Origin of the sequence: Variovorax sp. EBFNA2, from assembly GCF_033802765.1 — a bacterium.
Taxonomy (GTDB): Bacteria; Pseudomonadota; Gammaproteobacteria; order Burkholderiales; family Burkholderiaceae_C; genus Variovorax; species Variovorax paradoxus_H.
Genome location: NZ_CP138496.1, coordinates 2,017,111 through 2,037,002 on the forward strand (window position 1 = coordinate 2,017,111; position 19,892 = coordinate 2,037,002).

General features: G+C 68.9%; 16 protein-coding genes. 6 read left to right on the top strand and 10 right to left on the bottom strand.

The window, feature by feature from the left end; genetic code table 11:
• Positions 1-13: 13 nt before the first annotated feature.
• Positions 14-3,265 (top strand): PAS domain S-box protein, encoded by a 3,252-nt coding sequence (locus RZE79_RS09270; protein WP_319360090.1) that lies wholly within the window; start codon positions 14-16, stop codon positions 3,263-3,265.
• 169 nt (positions 3,266-3,434) lie between these two features.
• On the opposite strand, the gene RZE79_RS09275 is transcribed toward RZE79_RS09270, so the two are convergent.
• From RZE79_RS09275 to RZE79_RS09300, 6 genes are all read right to left on the bottom strand, one after another.
• Complete coding sequence (locus tag RZE79_RS09275) at positions 3,435-5,837, bottom strand: TonB-dependent siderophore receptor (RefSeq protein WP_319360092.1); 2,403 nt, start codon at positions 5,835-5,837, stop codon at positions 3,435-3,437.
• 243 nt (positions 5,838-6,080) lie between these two features.
• Positions 6,081-7,070 carry a FecR domain-containing protein gene (locus RZE79_RS09280; RefSeq protein ID WP_319360095.1) on the bottom strand — a complete coding sequence of 330 codons (990 nt, stop codon included), beginning with the start codon at positions 7,068-7,070 and terminating at the stop codon, positions 6,081-6,083.
• Positions 7,063-7,575, bottom strand: coding sequence for a sigma-70 family RNA polymerase sigma factor (locus RZE79_RS09285; RefSeq protein WP_319360097.1), 513 nt, complete (start codon positions 7,573-7,575; stop codon positions 7,063-7,065). Before RZE79_RS09285 ends, RZE79_RS09280 begins: the two co-directional genes overlap by 8 nt.
• 133 nt (positions 7,576-7,708) lie before the next feature.
• Complete coding sequence (locus RZE79_RS09290; protein WP_319360099.1) at positions 7,709-8,935, bottom strand: cyclopropane-fatty-acyl-phospholipid synthase family protein; 1,227 nt, start codon at positions 8,933-8,935, stop codon at positions 7,709-7,711.
• The gene (locus tag RZE79_RS09295) at positions 8,932-9,726 is read right to left on the bottom strand and encodes a DUF1365 family protein (protein WP_319360101.1); all 795 of its coding nucleotides are present in this window, start codon (positions 9,724-9,726) and stop codon (positions 8,932-8,934) included. The genes RZE79_RS09290 and RZE79_RS09295 overlap by 4 nt, the downstream gene beginning before the upstream one ends.
• Positions 9,723-11,117: an NAD(P)/FAD-dependent oxidoreductase gene (locus RZE79_RS09300; RefSeq protein ID WP_373696546.1), complete on the bottom strand. Its 1,395-nt coding sequence runs from the start codon at positions 11,115-11,117 to the stop codon at positions 9,723-9,725. Before RZE79_RS09300 ends, RZE79_RS09295 begins: the two co-directional genes overlap by 4 nt.
• Before the next feature lie 179 nt (positions 11,118-11,296).
• Between RZE79_RS09300 and RZE79_RS09305 the strand changes: the two genes are divergently transcribed.
• Complete coding sequence (locus RZE79_RS09305; protein WP_153285318.1) at positions 11,297-11,881, top strand: sigma-70 family RNA polymerase sigma factor; 585 nt, start codon at positions 11,297-11,299, stop codon at positions 11,879-11,881.
• A gap of 2 nt (positions 11,882-11,883) precedes the next feature.
• Positions 11,884-12,540 (top strand): ChrR family anti-sigma-E factor, encoded by a 657-nt coding sequence (locus RZE79_RS09310; protein WP_153285317.1) that lies wholly within the window; start codon positions 11,884-11,886, stop codon positions 12,538-12,540.
• Here RZE79_RS09310 and RZE79_RS09315 read toward each other — a convergent pair.
• The 4 genes from RZE79_RS09315 to RZE79_RS09330 are packed head-to-tail and all read right to left on the bottom strand — an operon-like array spanning position 12,503 to position 15,400.
• Positions 12,503-12,934: a DUF2177 family protein gene (locus tag RZE79_RS09315; RefSeq protein ID WP_319360104.1), complete on the bottom strand. Its 432-nt coding sequence runs from the start codon at positions 12,932-12,934 to the stop codon at positions 12,503-12,505. The genes RZE79_RS09310 and RZE79_RS09315 overlap by 38 nt on opposite strands.
• A complete protein-coding gene (locus RZE79_RS09320) occupies positions 12,931-13,563 on the bottom strand; it encodes a DUF6134 family protein (protein WP_319360106.1) in 633 nt (210 codons plus the stop codon). Before RZE79_RS09320 ends, RZE79_RS09315 begins: the two co-directional genes overlap by 4 nt.
• Positions 13,560-14,351 (bottom strand): DUF1295 domain-containing protein, encoded by a 792-nt coding sequence (locus tag RZE79_RS09325; RefSeq protein WP_319360108.1) that lies wholly within the window; start codon positions 14,349-14,351, stop codon positions 13,560-13,562. The genes RZE79_RS09320 and RZE79_RS09325 overlap by 4 nt, the downstream gene beginning before the upstream one ends.
• Entirely contained in the window at positions 14,351-15,400 is a 1,050-nt protein-coding gene (locus RZE79_RS09330; protein ID WP_319360110.1) for a cyclopropane-fatty-acyl-phospholipid synthase family protein, read from the bottom strand. Before RZE79_RS09330 ends, RZE79_RS09325 begins: the two co-directional genes overlap by 1 nt.
• A 210-nt stretch (positions 15,401-15,610) precedes the next feature.
• Here RZE79_RS09330 and RZE79_RS09335 point away from each other — a divergent pair, with 210 nt between their 5' ends.
• From RZE79_RS09335 to RZE79_RS09345, 3 genes are all read left to right on the top strand, one after another.
• Positions 15,611-17,143 carry a sensor domain-containing diguanylate cyclase gene (locus RZE79_RS09335; RefSeq protein WP_319360112.1) on the top strand — a complete coding sequence of 511 codons (1,533 nt, stop codon included), beginning with the start codon at positions 15,611-15,613 and terminating at the stop codon, positions 17,141-17,143.
• Positions 17,144-17,403: 260 nt separating this feature from the next.
• Positions 17,404-18,693, top strand: coding sequence for a bifunctional diguanylate cyclase/phosphodiesterase (locus RZE79_RS09340; protein WP_228121815.1), 1,290 nt, complete (start codon positions 17,404-17,406; stop codon positions 18,691-18,693).
• 260 nt (positions 18,694-18,953) lie between these two features.
• Positions 18,954-19,775 carry an IclR family transcriptional regulator gene (locus RZE79_RS09345; protein ID WP_153285312.1) on the top strand — a complete coding sequence of 274 codons (822 nt, stop codon included), beginning with the start codon at positions 18,954-18,956 and terminating at the stop codon, positions 19,773-19,775.
• Positions 19,776-19,892 lie beyond the last annotated feature (117 nt).

The window sequence follows — 19,892 nt, forward strand, 5'->3', positions numbered from 1 at the left end:
AGGAGACACCGACATGAGTGAGCCCCGCGCAGCACGTCAGCCCGCTGATCCGCTGGTCCAAATGGCCGCGATCCTCGATGGGGTCGGCCAGGCGGTCATCGTGAAGGACGAGGACTCGCGGTTCGTGCATCTCAATCGGCGGGCCTGCGAGCTGCTCAACGTCTCGCTGGATCGAGCACGAGGCAAGACAGATCACGATTTCCTGCCCCGCGCGCAGGCCGATCGGATCAGGACGCTGGATCTCCAGATACTCGCGAGCGGCGAGAGCCGCAGTTTCGAGGAAGAGATCACCACGGAGGACGGATCGACCCGAACCCTGGTCACGTTCAAAAAAGCGGTCGATCTCTCGGATTCTGGCGGCAGGCTGCTCGTGGTCGTGATCTCCGACGTGACCGAACTGCGCACGGCGGAGCGGGTGCTGCGGGCCAGCGAAGCGCACTACCGCTCGTTCGTCGAATTGCACCCGCAGATCACCTGGACCGCGGATGCCACAGGCGCGGTCACCGAAGTCGGGCCGGGCTGGCCGGCGCTCACCGGCAATTCGGTCGAGAAGACGCTGGGCACGGGCTGGGAAAGCGCCTTGCACACCGACGATCTCGATCGCGTCAGAACGCAGTGGGTCGACTCGGTGACCCGCGGCGTTCCCTTCGATGCCGAATACAGGGTGCTGAGCGCCCTGGACGGACGGTACCGATGGTTCAGGGCTCGGGCGGCCCCCCGTCGCGACGAGAACGACGCCATCGTGCGCTGGTACGGGCTGCTCGAAGACGTTCATCAGCGTCGCATCGCCATCGAAGCGCTGCGCGAGAGCGAGTCTCTGTTCCGTCTCATCGCGGACAGCGTGCCCGTGATGATGTGGCTCACGGACCCAAACGGCGAGGCGACCTACCACAGCCGGCTTTGGCTCGAGGTGACGGGGCAGACGGAAACCGAGTCGTTGGGCGGAGGCTGGAGCCGGGCCATCCATCCCGAAGACCGCGCGTCGGTGCTGAAGCTGTTTGAAACGGCGACCGCACAGCGGATGCCGGTTCAACTCGAATACAGGCTGCGACGGTCCGATGGCAGCTGGGCGTGGGTCATCGACACCGGGGCGCCCCGGCTCGCACCTGACGGCGGGCTTCTCGGCTATGCCGGCTCCATTCTCGACGTCACCGAGCGGCGCGCGGCTGAATCCGCACTGCGCGAGAGCGAAGCTTCGGTTCGGAGCATCTTTGACAGCAGCCCCGATTGCATCAGCATGCTGGACCTGTCGGGCAACACGCTGCTGATGAACAAGGCGGCGCGGCGGATGATCGGGCTCGATGTCTCGGAATTGGCAAGCCGCGAGGCGCTCGAGACGATCTTTCCCGAAGGCCGGCTTCGAAAACTGAGCGCCATGTTCGATGTGGTGCGCGCCGGCGGCACATCCAGGCTGGAGGTCGATGCCGTCGATGCCCAGGGCGTGCACCGATGGCTCGACGTCATCGGTGCGCCGGTACTGGACGCATCGGGCGTGCCGATCCGGATGGTGAGCATCTGGCGTGACATCACCGAGGCCAAGGCTGCGCGCAACGATGCCGTGGTGGCGCAGCAGCGCGCCGAAAGCGCGGCGATCCGGCTCTCGGCGGTTCTCGAGAACACGATGGACTGCGTGCTGGTTGTCGACCCTGCATGGCGCATCACGTACATGAACGAGAACGCCCGCCGGTTCCTGAAGCTCGGCGAGGAGGCCGTGAACACAAGGCTGTGGGACCTCTATCCCGCCGAGGTCGAAAGCCTGTTCGGCGACTACTTCCGGCGGGCGATGGCGGACAACAAGGCCGTGTCGTTCGAGGAATTCGTGCCCGTGACGCAGGTATGGCTCGAGGTTCATGCCTCGCCGACCGAAGGGGGGCTGTCGATCTTCTTTCGCGACACCACCGCTCGTCGCAAGGCGGAGAAAGAGCGCTTGCAGGCCCAGCGCCAGGTCTCTCACATGGCCCGCCACGACGTTCTTACCGGTCTGCCCAACCGCTTCGCATTCGGCGAGGCGGTGCAGCGACACTTGAACGATGTTGGCGCCAACAAGACCTCGGTGGCCGTGCTGACACTGGACCTCGACGGTTTCAAGTCCGTCAACGACGCCTACGGCCATCCCGCGGGCGACACCTTGCTGCAGAAGGTCGCGCAGCGGCTGCGGCTTGGGCTCGCCGGCGACGAGTACGCGCTCGCGCGACTCGGTGCGGACGAATTCGCGATCGGCTGCTTCGGACTGCCGCATCCCGACGCGGCGATCGAGATCGCGCGGCGCCTGATGGCCGTCCTGCTCGAGCCCTTCGAGCTCGATGGACACCAGGTGAGCATCGGGGCCAGTGTCGGCGTCGCGCTGGCGCCGGACGACGGCGAAACCATCGATGAGATCCAGCGCGCCTCTGCCGTGGCACTGCATCGCGCCAAGGCCGCCGGGGGAAGGAGCCTCCAGAGGTACGCCAGGAGCATGGACGCCCACCTGCAGACGCGCCAGACCTTGAAGCTTTCCATGCGCGAGGCGCTCGCCCGCGGGGAGTTCGAGGTCCACTACCAGGCGCTCGTGAGTCTCGCCTCCAATCGCTGCACCGCCTTCGAGGCGCTGGTGCGCTGGCGCCACCCGGACCGCGGGATGATCTCGCCGGCTGACTTCATTCCCATCGCGGAGGAGACCGGGTTGATCGTGGAACTTGGCGAATGGGTCCTCGGCGCAGCCTGTCGGGAGGCCGCCACCTGGCCCGACGGGATCGGTGTGGCGGTGAACCTCTCGCCGGTCCAGTTCGGCGCGGACAACCTGGTCGAAGCCATCAGGAATGCGCTCGATGCTTCAGCGCTGTCCCCTTCGCGCCTGCAACTCGAGATCACCGAGTCCGTGCTGCTCGGCCACGACGACAAGAACCTGCGCACCCTGCGGCAGATCCGGCGACTGGGCGTGAAGATCGCAATGGACGATTTCGGAACCGGGTACTCGTCGCTGGGCTACCTGCGCAGCTTCCCGTTCGACAAGATCAAGGTGGACCGCAGCTTCATCGCCGATTTGCCCGACAGAAAGTCGCTCGCGATCATCCGGGCCGTGGCCGGCATCGGCGCGAGCCTGGGCATCGCGACCACTGTGGAGGGCGTCGAGACCGAGGCGCAGTTGCAGATCATCCGGGAGGAAGGGTTTGACGAGGCGCAGGGTTATCTCTTCGCACGGCCGGTGCCGGCTTCGCAAGTACACGAACTCATCGCCTCGCGCAGAAACCAAGGGGCCTCGCATCCGGTTGCCACCAAAAATTGACCCTGCATCCAGCGAGCCAAACATCGGCGGCATCCGGCACTTTCAACTCTCTTGCCGCTGCTCCATCAACCTCTTGGGCGGCGACGCTCGGCTCGGCCCTGAAGGCGAGGTCATCGCCATCGGCATCGCGCGTTGATGGAGAACGAACGGCTCGCCGCAAGCCGCAGGCTCAGAACTTGTAGCGGGCGGTCAGCTGCACGTTGCGCGGTGCCCCGTACATGCCCGAGTACCACCAGCCTGACATCGACGCGATGTACTTGCGATCGAAGAGGTTCTGCACATTGAGCGTGACCGAGAGCTGGTCGTTGACGTCGTAGCGTGCCATCAGGCTGGCCACCGCATAGGCACGCTGGCGCGCCGTGACGCTGCGCTCGATCTGCCAGGCCTCGCCTGTGTAGTGGATGCCGCTGTTCCAGTCCACACCGCCGCCCAGCGTGAGCCGGCGCCACGCGCCGGGCAGGCGGTAGGTTGTCCAGACGCGGGCCATCTGGCGCGGGAAGGTGGTGTTGACGCGCTTGCCGGTGGCGTCCTGCGAGTGGCTGTAGTTGTACGACGCGCTCAGGTTCCAGCCCGGTGCCAGCGTGCCGTTGAATTCCAGGTCGATGCCCTTAGTGCGGGCGCCCTGGATGGGGCGCGAGGCCGTGTTGGTGGTGCCCGGAATGAAGTGGCCGGGGTCCGGCTCCGCGAGGTTGTCCTGGCGGATCTGGTAGACGGCGGCGCTGCCCGTCACGCGGCCATCGAGAAAGCTGCTCTTGATGCCGGCCTCGTAGGTGTTGCCTTCCTGCGGATCGAGCAGTACGCCGTTGCGGTCGATCGAGGTCTGCGGGTTGTAGATCGTGGCAAAGCTCGCGTACAGCGTGTGGTGGGCGCTCAGGTCGTACACCAGCCCGGCGTAGGGCGTGAACACGCGCCGCTCGGAGGACGGGGAGCGCTCGTTGTAGCCGGCCGTGGTGTGGGTGACGTAGTTGCTGTCGTAGTTCAGCAGCTTGCCCCCGACGATGAGCTTGAGCCCGTCGGCCAGCGCGAAGCGGCCGGCGCCGTACAGGCTGGTCTGGCGGCGCGTGCTGTCGAAGGTGACGAAGCGCTCGCCGAAGACGGGCACGCCGCTGTTATTCCAGCGGTAGATGTTGACGGCTGCGCCATTGAGCCCCGACGTGTCGAAGCTGCCATCGGTCAGGCTCTGGAAGCTGGTGTAGTCGGCGCCGAACACCGCCTCGTGCTGGCGGCCGAACAGGCTGAAGGGACCGCCCAGCTTCAGGTCCACAGTCTTGTTGCGCAGCCTGTAGTCGCGGCGCTCGCCGTTGAGCCGCAGCCCATCGCCCGTGGCCTTGTCGAAGAGGCCCGCACTGACCGCCAGGTAGACCGAGTCCTCGCGCTGCTGCGAGCGCAGGTAGTTGGCCGAGAGCTTGAGCTTCCAGTCGTTGGCGAACGATTGCTCCAGCGCCAGGAACCCGCTGGTGGAATTGGTGTTGAAGCGGTTGTGGCGGCTGGCACCGCTGAACGACACCGGAAAATCGGTCTGCTCGCCGTCGCTGTTGAACAGCGGGTAGCCCAGGTACGACAGCGAGCCGCGCGAGCGGTTCTCCTGGTGGTCGATGCCCGCGGTGAGCTTGAGCGACGACGTCAGGTCGGCTTCCACCACGCCATAGACCACCTCCTTCTTCTTCTTGTAGTGATCGATGAAGCTGCCTCCTTCCTGGTGAACAGCGACCAGTCGACCGCGCACCGTGCCGGACGCATTCAGCGGCGTCGACAGGTCGATCATTCCTCGCCGGTCGCCCCACGAACCGATGCTGGCCTCCGCCACGCCCTGGAACGCGGCCGTGGGTTTCTTGCGCACCATGTTGACGATGCCGGACGGATCGCCCGCGCCCGTGGTCAGGCCCGAGGCGCCGCGCAGCACCTCGATGCGGTCGTACAGCGCCATGTCGGCGATGCTCTGCGAAGGCAGCGCGTCGAGTCCCAGGAATTCGGTGTGGGTGCTGATGCCGTCCAGCTGGTAATTGCTGATCGCGTAGCCGCGCGCGCTGGCGCTGGAACGCTCGGTACCGAGCACGTTGGTGGACAGGCCCGGCGTGCGTGCCAGCACCTGGCTGATGCTGGTGAGGTGCTCGTCCTCCATGCGCTGCTGGGTCATGACGCTGACCGACTGCGGCGTCTCCTTCAGGCTCAGGCCGAGGCCGGTGGCCACGCCTGTCGGGCCGGAGGCGGTGTAGGCGCCCGTGCCTTCCGTGATCCCCGGGCGCTCGGCCTGTGCTGTCACGCGCACCTCCGCCAGGGTCGTGCCTGACTCGGGAGCGCCTGCAGCCTGCGTCGCACCGCTGGCGGAAGGAACAACGGTCAGCGTGCCGCCCGGTGTCTGTGCCAGTGCCAGCCCGCTGCCCGACAGCGCCTGCTGCGCCGCCTGCGCCACGGTGAACCGGCCTTGTACGGCGTTGGCGCGCCGTCCGGCCACGAGGGCCGGCGCGGCGCTGATGGTGCGGCCGCTCAGACGCGCAATGCGCGCCAGCACGATGCCCAGTTCATCGGCCGCCAGGTTCCATTCCGACACGGCATCGGCGGAAGCGGCCATGGGCGCGGCGGCTGGCGGGGTCTGTGCCCACGATGACGCACTGGCGCATGCGAGCAACGCCGCCAGGGCCAGCGTGGTCCTGTGGTCGGTCGGGCGGCTGCCGGCCGACGGGCGGGCAGGGGAAGGAAGGAGGGACAGTGGCACGTCGGACTTTCTCGGCGGTTCTGGTGGATCGAAGCGTTCAACCCTGTATGACCCGCGAGGGGGCGCAAACCCCTCAGCCGATGCGTGCCGATGTCTGATTCATGCGGCGCGCACGTCCACATGCACCACCCAGTCGCCCCAGCGGCGCACGCGCAGCGGCAGGGTGTCCACCAGGGCCTGCAGTGCGTCCATCGGCCGGTCCAGCGGATAGACGCCGTAGACGCCGACCCCCGCCGCCTCGGGGCTGACCCGCAGGATGGCGGGCGTGTAGGGGCGCAGGGCATCGATGACTTCGCCCAGCGGCTGGTCGTGCACTTCCAGCACGCCGGTGGACCAGGCACTCGGGTCGACGCGCGCCGTGGCGAGCGGCGCGATGCGGTCGGCCTCGATCCATGCACTGGCGCCTTCGCGCAGATCGACGGCTGCGCTGTCGTGCCGCGCCCTCAGGCGCACGCTGTGTTCCAGCGCCGAGACCAGCGTGCGGCCCTCGTCCTGCTGCACCATGAAGCGCGTGCCCAATGCCTGCACGGTGCCCTGCGCGCTGTGCACGACGAAGGACCGGTGTGCGTCGGCCACCGCGTGGACGATCAGCGCGCCCGCGCGCAGCCGCACCCGGCGCTGCGTTCCGCTGAAATCCAGGTCGACCGCCGAGCGCGCGTTGAGCAGCAGGTCGCTGCCGTCCGCCAGTGCAAAGCGCCGCCGCTCGGCCGTGCCGGTGCGCAGGTCGGCGGACCATGCCGCGAGCGGCGCGCGCCGGTCGGCCCACAGTCCGCCGCCCGTGGCGGTCAGCAGCGCCGCCGCGGCGCCGCCCAGCAGGGCGCGCCGGCGGGCGCGACGATCGGGCGGCGTGCTCAGCGCGCGCACGCCGGGCGCGGCGTGTCCGGAGGCCTGCAACTGGCTGAGCGCGGGCGAAAGGCGCTGGTTCAGCCGCTGCTGCAGTGCCGTCCATGCGGCGCCGTGCGCAGGCGCCGCGCCGAGCCAGCGCTCGAAAGCCTGTCGGTCCCCGTCGTTGCTGTGGCCCGAGTCGAGCCGCACCAGCCAGTCGATCGCCTGTTCCGCGGCCGCATCCAGCGGCGCCCTTTCAGGCATCGGGCTGTACCGGGCAGGTGTACAGGTGCACGACGGCCTGCTTGATGTAGCGCTCGACCGTGGAAACCGAGACACCCATGCGTTGCGCGATCTCGCCATGTGCGAGGCCTTCGAGCCGGCGCAACAGGAAGGCCTCGCGCGCCTTGGAAGGCAGGCCATCGAGCCATCGGTCCAGCGTCTCGAGGGCCTCGCGCACCAGCGCGCAGGTTTCGGGGGAAGGTGCCAGCTCCTGCGGCTGGGTCGCGAGCGCCTCGATCCAGGCGCGCTCCAGTTCACGTCGGCGCCAGAAGTTGTAGAGCACACGCTGCGCCAGCGTGGTGAGGTAGGCGCGGGGTTCCTGAAGCACCGGGGCCTGGCCGCCGACGACGACGCGCACGAAGGTGTCCTGCGTCAGGTCCGCGGCCATGTGGCCATCGTTCAGGCGGCGCCGCATCCAGCCCAGCAGCCAGTCGCGGTGCTCGCGATAGAGCGCATCGATCGGGGCGACCACAGCGGGGGAGGGCATGAAACCAGGAGGGAGGGAATGAGAATTACTCTCATTCTAGTCGGGCCAATTCGCACGCGCTGCCGGCACCCCTCGGTCCGGCCGGTTCGCAAGCGACAGCACCGGCGCCCATCAGGAGCGACGCACCGACCGATCAGCCCGGTCCTGCTTCAGCCACGCGCAACCGGTAGAGGCCGACGTCGACGAGCCCCGCGCGGAAGCCGGCCTCGCAGTAGGACAGGTAGTAGGTCCACAGGCGCTTGAACGCGGCGTCGAAACCGAGCGGCTCGATCTGCGGCCAGGCCGCGAGGAAGCGGCGGTGCCACTCCGCCAGGGTCCGCGCGTAGTCCTTGCCGAAGCAATGGGAAGCCTCGATCACCAACCCCGCGCGCTGCGCCTGTTCCCGCAGCACGCGCGGGCTGGGCAGCATGCCGCCGGGAAAGATGCAGTGCTGGATGAAATCGGCCCCCTGGCGGTAGCTGTCGAACTGCGCATCGGCGATCGTGATGGCCTGCAGCACCACGACGCCACCGGGCTTGAGGCGCTCGCGCAAGGTGGCGAAGTAGGTGGGCCAGTAGGCCTCGCCGACGGCCTCGATCATCTCGATGGACACGATGCGGTCGAAGCGGCCCTGCACGTCGCGGTAGTCCTGCAGCCGCAGGTCGACCCGGTCGGCCACGCCCCAGTCCTGCGCGCGTTCGCGGGCGAAGGCCAGTTGTTCGCTCGACAGCGTGACGCCGGTGACGCGGGCTTCGTGCCGGCGGGCCAGGCTCGCGGCCAGCGTGCCCCAGCCGCAGCCGATTTCCAGCACGTCGGCGCCTTGCGGGGTGTCGAGCATGTCGGCGATGGCTGCGAGGCGGCGCGCCTGGGCGGCTTCCAGCGTGTCGTCGTCGGCGTCGCTGAACATCGCACTCGAATACAGCATGCTGTCGTCCAGCCAGTGCCGGTAGAACGCGTTGCCCAGGTCGTAGTGGAACGCGATGTTGTGGCGGCTTCCGCGCCGGCTGTTGCTGCGGGTCAGGTGCCGCAGCCGCGCAGCCCAGCGCGTCAGCGTGCGCCCCTTGAGCAGCGATCCCCAGGCCGACTCGTTGGCCAGGCCGAACTCGAACAGGGCCAGCAGGTCGGGACTGTCCCACTGGCCATCGCGGAACGACAGCGCCAGCCCCAGATCACCTTGCAGCGCCAGGCGCAGCAGCGGGCGCCAGCTCAGCAGGCGCAGGCTCGCGTGCGGCCCGGGTTCGCGGCCGGCCACCTCGATGCACCGGCCGCCCGGAAGGCTCAGGGTCAACCGGCCGAAACGCGTGCGGGCAAGCACCCGGCGCAGCGGCGAGAAGACCGGAGCGGCGTCGAGGGCGGGGGCGGAAGGCGTGGTCAGGCTCATGGGGTCTTGCTCGAGGAAACGATGGTGAGGTCGCGGTCGGGGGCAGCAGCCGGTCGCGGATGCAGCGGCACGCGCTTGATCCACAGGCGCAGGGCCTGCCAGTGAATGGCCGCCACCACCTTGAGGGTCAGCAGCGGATGGGTGATGAACACGCGCAGCAGCGCCAGGTCGCTCAAGGTCGCACGCTGGCCGTCGAGCCGCGCGTTGAGCACGGCGCCGGCGGCGTCGTGCACGCTGATGCCGACCGACACCGCTTCGCCCGGCGGCGCGATGCGGAACCGGTAGTGCAGGTCCATGCCGTTGAAGGGAGAGACGTACATCTGCTTGTCGCAGTGCTGGTCGACAACGGGCGCGCCGTCGTCGTCGGCGACCGGGATCAGGTAGCTGTGCCGCTGCCCGAAGGTGTTGTTGACCTCGTACAGCAGCGCCTGCAGCGCGCCGCCGGGCGCATGGCAGAACCAGACGCTGAGCGGGTTGAACACATGGCCGAGCAGCCGCGGCATGGCCAGCAGCCGGATCGCGCCGCCGGTCGGCAGGCCGGCTTCGCGCAGCCGTGCCTCCACCTGGGCCCGCAGGTCGCTCCCCGAGCCGTCGCCATGGTCGGCGGCATGGAAGCTGAACAGGTTGAACCGGTCCACCGAGAAGCAGCGCAAGCGGGCGTGCAGCTGCGGCAGCTCGTCGATGTCGATCAGCAGGTTGTAGACCCGGTAGCTCAGCCGGTGCCGTTTCGGCCGCAGCCGCTGGTGCATGACCCGTCCGACGTAGAGCGCCGAGCCTTCGTGCGCGTTCATGAGGCGACGGTCTGCGCGCGCTGCGGCAGGTGGATGCGCCCGGACTCTTGCGCCACGCGCCAGGGCCGGTGCACGCCGCCGAGCGTTTCGGCGACGGCCAGGCCGGCCTGCAATCCGTCTTCGTGGAAGCCGGCGCCGAAGTAGGCGCCGCAGAACCAGGTGCGGCGCTGGCCCTGCAGCTGCCACAGCTGGCGCTGCGCGGCCATGGCCGCGGCATCGAACAGCGGGTGGTCGTAGACCTCGGTGCGGATCAGGTGCTCGGGCCGCGGGCTGGCCGCCGGGTTCAGGGTCAGGAACAGCGGCTCGGCCGCCGCGCCCTGCGGCAGGTGGGGCTGCAGCCGGTTCATCCAGTAGGTCACCGTGGGGGCCGCACCGCTGCCGCGCGTGCCGAGGTAGTTCCAGCTCGACCACACGGCGCGCCGCGCCGGCATCAGGGCGGGGTCGCGGTGCAGCACGGCCAGGTTGCGGCTGTAGGGAAGGGCGCCGAGCAGGGCCTGCTCGGCACCGCTGGGCGCGTCGAGCAGCGCCAGCGAGCGGTCCGCATGGGTGGCCAGCACCACCTGGTCGAAACGCTCGGGCCACCAGCCGGCGTTCGTGCGAAGCCGCACACCCGCCGGCTCGCGACGCAGTTCGAGCACGGCCCGGTCCAGCTGGATGCGGTCGGCGAAAGGCTGGCTGAGGCGCCGCACGTATTCGCGGCTGCCGCCCACCACGGTGCGCCAGGTCGGACGGTCGCTGACCTGCAGAAGCCCGTGGTTCTCGCAGAAGCGCACAAAGGCGGCGACCGGATAGCGGCCCACCTGCGCCGCCGGCGTGGACCAGATGGCCGCAGCCATCGGGTAGAGGTGGTCGTCGCGAAACGCGCGGCCGTAGCCGTGGGCGTCCAGGTAGTCGTCGAGCGCCTGGTCGCCCGCCACCTGCGCATCGCGCGGTGCCTCGCGGTAGAACCGCAGCAAGTCGCGCAGCATGGCCCAGAAGCGGGGGCGCGCGAGGTTGCGCTTTTGTGCGAACAGGCCGCGCAGGTCGGTGCCCGCGTATTCGAGCCCCCCGGCGTCCAGGCTCACGGCGAACGACATGTCCGAGGGCGCGGTCGGCACCGCCAGGTGCTGGAACAACGCGGTGAGGTTCGGGTAGGCGGGCTCGTTGTAGACGATGAAGCCGGTGTCCACCGGCACCGTGCCGTCCCGGCCCGGCGCGTCCACGGTATGGCTGTGGCCGCCCGGCCGGGGCTCGCTCTCGAACACCGTGACCTCGTGGCGCCGGGACAGCAGCCAGGCGCAGGACAGGCCCGCGATGCCGGTGCCGACGACGGCGATGCGTTGGCCCGAGGGCACCGAAGCAGGCATCGGCAAGGCGGCAGGCGGGGCAAGCGGGGCGGGAGGAGGCAGCATGGGGAGCCTTTGGCGAGTCGTGCTGCCTGTACGCATGAAACGATCGTTTGGATTGCCCGCGTGTCGCTGCGATGATCCGAACGCCGCTCCTTTGCGTACAACAGGACATGGCCGCTGCCCCCGATCCGTCCAACCCCTCTGCGGGCACTCCGGTGCCCCGCAGTCGCCGAGCGTCCCTCTTGACCGTTGTCTCCCCCGATTCGCCGCCGCCTGCCCGCCCCGACGATCTCTGGGCCCAGGCGATGGTGGCCGTGGCGCAGCGGCAGGACCGGGACGCGTTCGCGCAGCTGTTCTCGCATTTCGCGCCGCGCATCAAGCACTACCTGATGCACAGCGGCAGCCCGGCCATCCAGGCCGAAGAGCTGGCCCAGGAAGCGCTGGTCACGGTCTGGCGCAAGGCTGCGCTGTTCGATCCGGCCCGGGCAGCCGCCACGACCTGGATCTTCGCCGTCGCGCGGAACCTGCGCGTGGACGCGCTGCGGCGGCGTCAGGGCGTGCAGTCGGCCGACGACGCGTTCGATTTCGACCTGCTGCAGTCGGAAGAACCGGCCGTCGAAGACCAGCTGCACGACGCGCGCCTGAGCGAACGCCTGCGCGGCGCCCTGCGCCTGCTTCCGCCCGAGCAGCAGCAGGTGCTGCACCTTTCCTATTTTGAAGACGCGCCGCACGCCCGCATCGCGGCCCAGCTGAGCATTCCGCTGGGCACGGTGAAGTCGCGCGTGCGCCTGGCGGTCGCCCAACTGCGCCGCCTGCTGGAACATTGACGATGGACATCCGACACCACCCCGACGACGACCTGCTGCTGGCCCGGTCCTCCGGCCACATGCCGGCTGGCATGCGACTGGTTCTGGCCAGCCACCTGGAACTGTGCCCGCTGTGCCGCGAGCGGGCGCGCGCCCTCGATGTCGTGGGCGGCCTCCTGCTCGACGACCTGGCCGAGGCCCCCCTGGCCGACGATGCACTGGCGCGCACCTGGGCCCGGATCGAAGCGCATGAAGGCGCTGAACCCACCCCCGTGCGGGTCAGCGCGCCCCCGCCGCTGCCACCGGGTGCGCGCTGGCCGCGGGCGCTCGCGCACTGCAGTGCCACGCCCTGGCGCTGGATCGGCCCCGGCATGCGCTGGAGCCGTGTGACGGTGCCCGAGGCCCCGGAGGCCAACGTCTTTCTGCTGCGCATCGCGGCTGGCAAGTACCTGCCGCAGCACACGCACCAGGGCCAGGAGTTCACCCAGGTGCTGCATGGCCGCTTCCACGATGGCCGGGCCTTGTTCGGCGCCGGCGATTTCGATGCGGCCGATGCCGAGATCAACCACCAGCCCGTGGTCCAGGACGGCAGCGAGTGCATCTGCCTGGCCTCGCTGGACGGCCGGCTGCGCTTCGACGGGGCTATTGCGCGTTTCTTCGGCGCGCTGGTCGGGATGTGAGGCGCGCCGCGACCCACGCCGACACGCCGCTCACGGCCGTGCCCCAGGCCAGGTCGGCGGCCGTGACGGCCCAGGGCCAGTCGCGCAGCGTGGCCTGGTTCGTCAGGTCGTAGGTGGCATAGGCCACGAGCCCGAACAGCGCGCCGCGACGCCACGCCGCGGCGGGCTCGTCGGCCTCCAGCGCCGGTGCGATCGCAAAGACGACGAGGCCGACCAGGTAGAGGGCATAGAACAGCACGGCCGCCGTCCAGTCCACCTGCGGCGCCATCAGCGCACCGAGTGCGGGCTGGTAGAGGCGGGGCCCCATGACCGACAGCCAGACGGCGTCCAGTACCAGAAAACACACGAGCGCCCACAGGTAGGCAGCGAGCAAGGTGCGCGGGGATGGCTTCATGGGGTGCTCCGTGGAGAAGAGGTCAGTCGGTAGCTCAGTTGGTGGTCGCCCTTGGTGTCGGCGTCGAGCCCGATCCAGCGTTTGCTGTCGGCGGCATACCAGATGCGGATGCGCTGTTGCGCCGTCTGCAGTCGCCACCCGCGCGCACGCACGGGCTGGCCGCGGACCTCGAGGGTCGCATCGGGCAGCGGCTCGAAGCGCACCGCCTCGGCCTTGCCCGTCTGGGGGTCGATCAGGCGCTGCTGTTTCACCAGCCGGGGATTCCAGTAGGCAAAGCTCATCGGGCAGTCGCCGTCGAAACGCTGCGCGACCTGCTGGCGGGTGCCGTCGTCGTCGGTTTCGGTGCGCAGCTCGCGCAGGCAGTCACCGGCCCAGCGCTCCTCGGCCTGGTGCCGATAGCGGTACACAGGAATGCCGAGCATGCGCACGGTGAACAGGGCGCGGCTGTCGACGCTGCGCGCCGCCGCCGTGCCGCCGACCACAAAGCGATGGGTCCCGATCGGCTTGCCGTCGAGCGTGGCGGTGAAGTGCCATTCGCCCGCTTCCTCGTCGGCGTCCTGAGCCACGGCCAGGCAGGTCGCCTGCGCCAGTGCCAGCCCCAGCATCAGCCCCACGGCGCGGCGCTTCATGGCCGGGCGCCGCGCCGTGGCGGCCAGGGAATGAAGGCGCTGGTGCGCGCCGCGTAGCTGCGGTAGGCAGGCCGGCGCTCGGCGATGTCGTGCTCCAGCAGCGCCACGCCCGACACCTTGAGCAGCAGGCCGGTCATGAGCAGCGGAGACACCAGGCACCACGCCACCGCCCCTCCGCCCGCCGACAGCGCGGCCAGCCCGAGGCCCCACCAGACGCAGGCCTCGCCGAAGTAGTTGGGGTGGCGCGACCAGGCCCAGAGACCGCGGTCCATCACCGCATCCTCGCGGCGCGGGCCGCGCAGGAAACGGGCGAGCTGGGCGTCGGCCACGGCCTCGATGACCACGCCGCCGCCGGCCAGCAGCAGCGCCAGCACATCCAGCCAGGACAGCGGCGACGGGTGCGCGAACGCGGCCAGCAGCGGCCAGCCGACGATCCACGCCAGCACCGCCTGGAGCCCGAACACGAGGTAAAGGCTCTTCAGGCCGAAGTGCGGTTCGTTGCGCGCACGCATGGCCTGGTAGCGGCGATCTTCGCCGTGGCCCCAGTTGCGACGCCCGATGTGCAGCGCCAGTCGGCACGCCCACAGCAGCAGCAGCGCGAGCATCCAGGCGCTGCGGGCGTCGAGCACGCGGGCATGGGCGCCGGCGTAGGCCAGCGCCGGCGCCGCGATCATCAGGGGCCAGATCCGGTCCGCCAGGCTGGCGTCGCGCACGCCGATGCTGAACACCCAGACCGGCAGCGCCACGGCGAGTGCAATCGCCAGGCCCAGGCAGGCGAGCGACAGCATCACCGTTTCTCGAACAGGTAGTGACCGACCCACCACTGGCTGCCCTCGGCGTAGCCGAACAGCTCTTCCACCGAGATGAAGAAGAGCCGCCAGCGGGTCCACCACACCGGCGCGTCGCGCTCTCCGTAGACGGCGGCCAGCAGGGGCATGAGGGTGGCCCGTCGGGCGTCCATGCGTGCCAGCCAGGCGGCCGAGGTTCGCGCGTAGTGGCGGCCGTCCCAGCGCCAGCGGTGCAGCAGGCGCAAGTCGTCCTGGCAGCGCAGCGCGAGATCGTCGCCGGGCATCATGCCGCCGGAGAAGAAGTGGCGGCTCATCCAGTCGCTGGCATCGCGCGCCTCGAACGGGTAGGGCGCTTCGCGGTGAACGAAGACGTGCATGAAGAACCGCCCCTGTGGTTGCAACCAGCGGGCCACGTGCGAAAAGGCGCGCGGCCAGTTGCGCAGGTGCTCGAACATCTCCACCGACACCACCCGGTCGAAACGCTCGCCGGTTTCGAAGTCATTGAAGTCGCAGGTGATCACCTCGAGGTTGCCCAGTCCGCGTGCAGCAGCCTCGGCCGTGATGAACAGCCGTTGCGAGTGCGAATTGGAAACCGCCGTGATGTGGGCGCCCGGAAAGTGCTCGGCCATCCACAGGCTCAGCGAACCCCAACCGCAGCCCAGCTCCAGGATGCGCTGCCCATCCGCCAGGCCGGCGCGTGCGCAAGTTTCGGCCAGGGCTGCCGCCTCCGCCTGCTCGAGCGTCTGCACCCCTTCGGGCCACCAGCAGCAGCTGTACTTGCGGTGCGGCCCCAGCACGCCCGTGAAGAACTCGGCGGGCAACTCGTAGTGCTGCTCGTTGGCTTTCTCGGGCAGCAGCGCCAAGGGCGCCTCCCGCAATCCATCGAAAAATGCCTCCGAACGCCGGGCCACGGCTTCCGGGTTGCCGCTGTCCAGTTCGACCAGGCGCTGGCGCAGCAGCCGCCGCACGCCCAGCCGAACGGCGCCGTCGGGCACCAGGCCCTGTTCAACCCAATGGATGGCAGTCGAGGTGCTGGAGGCTTGGGGCATGGCGGTGGGTGCAGGAAGAGAGAGTCTTCTCTTCCTACGCCAGGCCGGCCGCAATGGATCACTGGGGGCGGCTCAAGTGCGCGGAAATCGGGGCGATGGGCGGTCGGCCTGTTTGCACCGCACACCCGACCGGGCAAAAGCGACGAATCCGCCCGGAGATGTGTCAAAGTCGCGCCAGCGCTCCAGATGCCGCTGCCCCGGAAGGACACCGTGTTTCGCCGACCCTCCATCACTTTTCGAACGACAGCCTTCGTGACCGTCGTTTGCCTGGCCCTCGTGGCGCTCGACTGCTGGAACAGCTGGAATTCGCGCGCGGAGCAGCTTCAGCAGATGAGCGTCGCGGCGTCGAACCTGGCGCGTGCCATGGCGCAGCAGGCGGATGACACGATCAAGCAGGCAGACACTGCGCTGGTCGGCATCGTCGAGCGCATCGAACACGACGGCACGCAGCCGGCCGCCGTCGCGCGGCTTCGCACGGTGCTCGCCATGCAGGTGGCCGAACTCCCGCAACTGGACGGAATTCACGTCTACGACAAGGACGGAAACTGGGTCGCGAATTCCCGGCAGATCCCGCCGCAGAACCTGAACAACGCGACCCGCGAGTATTTCGTCTTCCATCGCGAGCACGAGGACCGTGGACCGCACATCGGCATTCCGGTGAAGAGCCGGACCAACGGCAAACTGCTCGTTCCCGTGTCCCGGCGCATCAACCACGCGGACGGCAGCTTCGCCGGCGTGGCGCTCGCGACGATCGAGGTCGCCTTCTTCCTGAAGTTCTATGAAAGCCTCGACATCGGGCAGGCCGGCGCCGTTGCGCTGATCCTCGAGAACGGAACGATGATGACTCGCCGGCCGTACAGCACCGACATGGTCGGACGAAGCATGCTGGGAACGGGCCTCTTCCAGGCCTATACAACCCAGGGCCCGGCAGGAACGGCCGAAATCAAATCGGCGCAGGACGGCGTGACGCGATTGAACAGCTTCCGGCGTCTTTCCAACTATCCGCTGTTCGTTGCCGCAGCCCTCTCCAAGGACGAGATCCTGGCTGCCTGGTGGCGGGAAACGCTCTGGCATACGGGCGGCGTCACGCTCCTGACGTTGATCGTCGGCTTCGTGGGATGGCGGCTGGTCAGGCAGATGGAACTGCGAAGCAAGTCCGAGGCCGAACTGCTGCGGGCGCGCGACGCGCTGGAGACGCTCAACAAGACCTTGAACACCCTCGCCATGGAGGACGGTCTCACGGGGTTGGCAAATCGCCGGCAGTTCGACGTGGCGCTCGACAGCGAATTCAGCCGGGCCATGCGCAACGCGAGCACCCTGGCGCTCATCCTGATCGATGTCGATTGCTTCAAGCAGTACAACGACATCTACGGCCATACGGCCGGCGATGAGTGCCTGCAGACGATCGGGCGCACGATCGCAAGCGTTGCATCCCGCCGTCCGGGCGATCTTGCCGCCCGCTACGGCGGGGAGGAGCTGGCCGTGCTCTTGCCCAATACCGATGTGGCCGATGCCGCCGTCCTGGCGGAGCGAATCCGCACCGCGGTTCGCGACCTGGAAATCGTGCACGCCGGAACCCCCGACGGCTTCGTCACGCTGAGCGCCGGTGTGGATGCGTTCAGCCCTGCGCTGAATTCGGGACCCCCGAAGGAATTGGTCCAGGCCGCCGACAAGGCCTTGTACGCGGCCAAGATGGGAGGGCGCAATCGCGTGTGCACGGCGATGCGGCCGGCGGCTGCGTAAACAGGCCCCCGAATCCACTCGACGATGGCCCCCGACTGCCGACTGCCGATGGCAAGGAGGAGTTCTTTGGTGGTAGCAAGAACCAGGGAATCCCGTTCGTGCAGGCCGTCCGCGAAAAATACCTTGCCATGGCCGGCTCGGGCAGGCTGAATCCGGGCAACAGCCGCTTTTGATTTTCGGAACGCCCACCTGTGCCGAACGAGTCCGCTCATGTCATCTCGTCGCCCGACGAAGCGTTGAGGCGCCTTCCTCCGGACGAGGTGCTGGCTCCGCTCATCGCGGATTGGGCGCGCGCCGGGAAGCGCCTTGCTGTCGTCTGCGACATCGACCTCGATCGCTTCCGCGAACTCAACCAGCGCCTGGGCATGGCGGGCGGCAATGCCGCGCTGGTCGAGGCGGCCCGTCGCATCAAGGCCCAACTGCCGCGCGAGTCGCTGTCGGCACGCATCGGCGGAGACGAGTTCGCGGCCGTCTTCGCCGGGCTCGGGTTTTCGCAATGCCACGAGGTGCTGGAGCGCATCCTGATCGCGCTGGCCGAACCCTGGCAATGGCGGGGGCACACCGCCGACCTGTGCGCCAGCCTCGGTGCGCGGCTGATGGACAGCAGCGGCCCGGCGCCCGAACTTGCGCTGCGCGACGCCCAGCATGCGGCCTTCTTCGCCAAGCGTGCCGCCGACGGCAAGGTGCACTATTTCGACGCCCCGCAGGCGCAGGCCGACGCACAGGTGGTGCGCCAGCGCCAGCGCATCCAGGAAGGCCTGGTGCAGGGCGAGTTCTTCCTGTGCTATCAGCCCAAGGTCGACATGCGCCGCGGCGTGGTGGTGGGTGCCGAGGCGCTCATCCGCTGGAACCATCCGCAGCGTGGCCTGCTGCAGCCGATCCATTTCGTGCCCCTGCTGGAGGACGACGCGCTGGCCGAGCAGGTCGGCGAGTGGGTCGTCGCCACGGCATTGCGGCAACTGCACGACTGGCTCGAGGCGGGCCTGCGCATGTCGGTCAGCGTCAACGTGAGTCCGCTGCACATGATGCGCCACGACTTCGTCGACCGGCTCACGCAGCAACTGGCGCAGTACCCGAAGCTCGGCCGCGGGGCGCTGGAGCTCGAGATTCTCGAGACCACGGCCATCAGCCAGTTCGCCACGGTGGCCCGCTTCGTGGAGGCGTGCCAGGCGCTCGGCGTGGCGGTGGCCATCGACGATTTCGGCACCGGCTATTCGTCGCTCACGTACCTGCGCCAGCTGCCGGTGTCGTCGGTCAAGATCGACCAGTCGTTCATCCGCGACATGCTCGACAGCGAGGCCGACCGCGCGATCGTGCAGGGCATCCTGCTGCTGTTGAAGGCACTCGGGCGCACGGCCGTGGCCGAAGGCGTCGAGACGCTGCACCACGGCGAAGCCTTGCTTGCCATGGGCTGCACGCTGGCCCAGGGCTACGGCATCGCGAAGCCGATGCCGGCCGACCAGATGCAGCGCTGGGTGGCCGGGTTCGAGTGCGCGCCGCCGTGGGGCCGCGAACAGGCCGCGACCCATCCTCAGGGCAGCGGCGTGTAAGGCGTCGCGCAACCCCCTGATCTCGCGCACGTCCCCCCACTTCGGGGCGTCGCGACCCTGCTGCGCCCCTCAAGGGGGCGCAAGAAGGCCGGCCGACGTCCTTTCCCGGCCCGGAGGGCACACCACCCGCCGGTGATCCAAAAAATGTCAACATTGGTGTAAACACTGTTTTTGACGCGGACGTTGTCGCAGACCATCGGCCACCGGATGGCGTGCCGGACGGGCAGGCCGGATGGCACGCAATTTGCACAAGGCCCGCCATGACAGCCAGCTCGCCGCGCACCCCCGCCAAGGCCCCCAAGGTCACCCGCATCGACCGCGACCACGACAGCACCGTGCAGTCGCTCACGCGCGCCATGCAATTGCTCGAACTCCTCGCGGAGGACGACGAAGGCTTCCGGCTGGTCGACATCGCGGCGCACACGGGGCTGTCGTCGTCCACTGCGCACCGGCTGCTCACCACGCTCGAACAGCGGCGCTTCGTGCAGTTCGATCGCGAGACCAACCTCTGGTACGTGGGCGTGCGCTGCTTCTCGGTGGGCGCGGCCTTCGGGCGGCGCCGCCGCATCGCGCACCTGGCGCTGCCGGTGATGCGCCGGCTGCGCGACAGCACCGGCGAGAGCATCAACCTGGGCATCGCCGACCTGGGCGACATCGTGTTCGTCACGCAGGTCGAGAGCCGCGAACTCATGCGCGCCATCGGCAAGCCGGGTTTTCGTGCACCGCTGCATGGCACCGCGATGGGGCAGGCGATCCTCGCCGCGATGTCGGAAGAAGACGTGCTGCAGTACCTGCGCACCTACGGCCTGCCCAAGCTCACGAACAACACGATCGCGCGCGCCTCGCGGCTGCATGAAACGCTGGGCGAGGTGCGCCGTGCGGGCCATGCGATCGACGACGAGCAGAACGCGGTCGGCCTGCGCTGCATTGCCGCGGCCATCCGCGACGAGCATGGCCAGCCTTTCGGCGCGATCTCGCTGGTCGGCCCGACGCAGCGCATCAAGAGCACCGACTTCCTGCACCTGGGCGCCACCGTGCGCGCCGCCGCCGACGAGATCACCGCCGCCTACGGCGGTCGCTGAAGGCCCTGCGCCCTCGGCGCATCTTCCACTGGCGCAACGCGCCAAGTGCTTGATTCCAAACCAGTTTTTTCGACTGTCCCGCGCAGCGGAATAGTCCGCTGCGCGGCGCCGCTGCGG